The organism is Leeia oryzae DSM 17879 (assembly GCF_000376945.1).
GTDB lineage: Bacteria > Pseudomonadota > Gammaproteobacteria > Burkholderiales > Leeiaceae > Leeia > Leeia oryzae.
In genome coordinates this window covers 1-2,097 of the sequence record NZ_AQXU01000002.1, presented here as the reverse complement: position 1 = coordinate 2,097, position 2,097 = coordinate 1, and the positions used below count along the sequence as shown (strand labels likewise).

The following is a 2,097-nucleotide window of genomic DNA, read 5'->3' as shown; positions in this document are numbered from 1 at the left end:
TCCATGGTCTGGACAACCTGACCCACCACCACGCCGCCCTTGACGGCAATATCGGATGCGCCACGTGCCAGCTGGTTGGCCTGACGGGCGTTATCGGCGTTCTGTTTTACCGTGCCGGTCAGCTCTTCCATGCTGGACGCGGTTTCTTCCAGGCTGGCGGCCTGGCTTTCCGTGCGCTGACTCAGGTTCTGGTTACCGGCGGCAATCTCTTTGGAAGCCATGGTAATGGTATCGGTCGCTTCCTTGATCTGCAGCACGATGTCTGTCAGCCGGTCGATGGTCTGGTTGCTATTGTCTTTCAGGCGGCCCAGTGTGCCGGCAAAGTTACTCTCCATGCGTTGGGTCAGATCGCCTTTGGCCAGGGCACCAAAGACATTTTCGACTTCCTGTAGTGCTTTTTCGGTATTGTCGAGCAGCTGGTTGGTGGTTTCAGCCAATACGGCAAAGAATCCTTCTTTCCCCTGTGTTCTCATGCGGGCACTGAAATCGCCGGTTGCGGCTTTGGCGATCACGCCGGAAATTTCTTGCTCGGTAGCCACTTCGGTGGTGCGGTTCGACCACTCGACTACGGTACCCAGGCGACGCCCGTCCGTGGACGTGATCGGACTCATGGTCAGACGGAAATGCAGATGCCCGACCAGAATATTGGCGGTATGGGTAGACGTGAGTCTGGACAGGATGTCTTGCTGCTTTTGCGGAACTTTGTGGAAAATATCAATGTTGCTGCCAACCACGCTGGCCATGCTGAACTGCGGCAGCTCCTGACGCAGCTCACCTTCCAGGCTGGACAGCATGTTGCGCTGGGCATCATTGATGTAGATGATATTGCGATTGGCATCGGCAATCATGACGCTGGTTGACACGGCATCCAGTGCCTGACGGATCTGGGCGTTTTCTACTGCCATGTGCTCGGCCTTCCGCAAACCGTCTTGCATGTCTTTCATTCTCGCCAGCACGCTGTCTGTGTCTCCGGCTTTGACTGGCAGTTCAAAGGTCAGGTTGCCTTCGGCCACATGCGTCGCGGCTTCCGCCAGGATGGCAGGCTCTCCACCCAGGGTATTCAGAATCTGCAGATACAGTTGGCGGGTTGCCCACATAAAAATGCAGACGATCAGGGCCAAACCACCGATCAGCCCCCAGCGAATCTTGAAGGATTCGTCAATGGAACCTTGCTGAACCGTTTTCAGGTTCTGGTCTGCCAGCGTATCCAGTGCTTCCAGCTTTTTGGTCAGCGCTTCGACCCGGTCATCAAAGCCGGTACTTGGCCGCTTCATGAAGGCATTGCCCGCCGCCTGCCCTTGAGCCCGGTACACTTGCGCCATTTGCACCCCGGTTTGATACATCTCGGTGGCAGACTGGCGAATATCAGCCACCTGTGATGCCAGATCCGGACGCACATGCTGAATCCCGGTCAGGGCTGTCAGCAACTCCTCATAGTTGGATTTGGCATCCGTAAATCCGTCCGGATCGCTGGTCGCACTGACATCTGTCAGGAATTGTTGAACCTGTACCGTATGAAACCGGGCCAGCAGAGCTTGCTCCGTAAAACTGTGTGAATTGGGGTAGTCCTCGGAAATATGGCTATCCAGACGGTTCAGCACAAATAATGCGGCGATCAACAACAGCACCAGCAGCGCAGAAATACCGCCGCCAAACTGTATGAGTCGTTGTCTGAGAGTGCTTGATTTTTTATCTGCCATTTCCATTGTTCCTGTCTACCCTGTACTGCAACTGTAAAACAACTACATCTGTAAATCGAATGTCCAATAAATCATGCCTGCCAGATTAACATCTGGCAGGTCATACCTCTTTAACCTAACGCAAAAGCGGCTTAAAACTCCTCCCAATCACCATCTGCACCATCACTATTAAGTGCAGGCAATTTGGGCTTGCTGCCGGTATTGCGGGCGGGCGCAACATACTGACCCGTTGTCCGTGCGGCAGGTGCCACACTCCGGTGATCGGCACGTCTCTCCAGCTTGAACACGGCAACCGCTGTCGACAGGCTTTGTGCCTGCTCTTCCAGGCTCTCGGCCGCTGCCGCTGCCTGCTCTACCAGCGCAGCGTTCTGCTGGGTTGCATCGTCCATCTGCGTAA

The 2,097-nt window shown here is 55.1% G+C and carries 1 protein-coding gene and 1 pseudogene; both read right to left on the bottom strand.

Features of this window, described 5'->3' with window-relative positions; all coding sequences use genetic code 11:
* The coding region (locus F552_RS20885; RefSeq protein ID WP_018149665.1) for a hypothetical protein at positions 1–1,700 on the bottom strand (1,700 nt) is incomplete at its 3' end.
* Positions 1,701–1,831: 131 nt separating this feature from the next.
* Positions 1,832–2,097 (bottom strand): annotated as a pseudogene (locus tag F552_RS20745) (methyl-accepting chemotaxis protein); the annotation flags it as partial.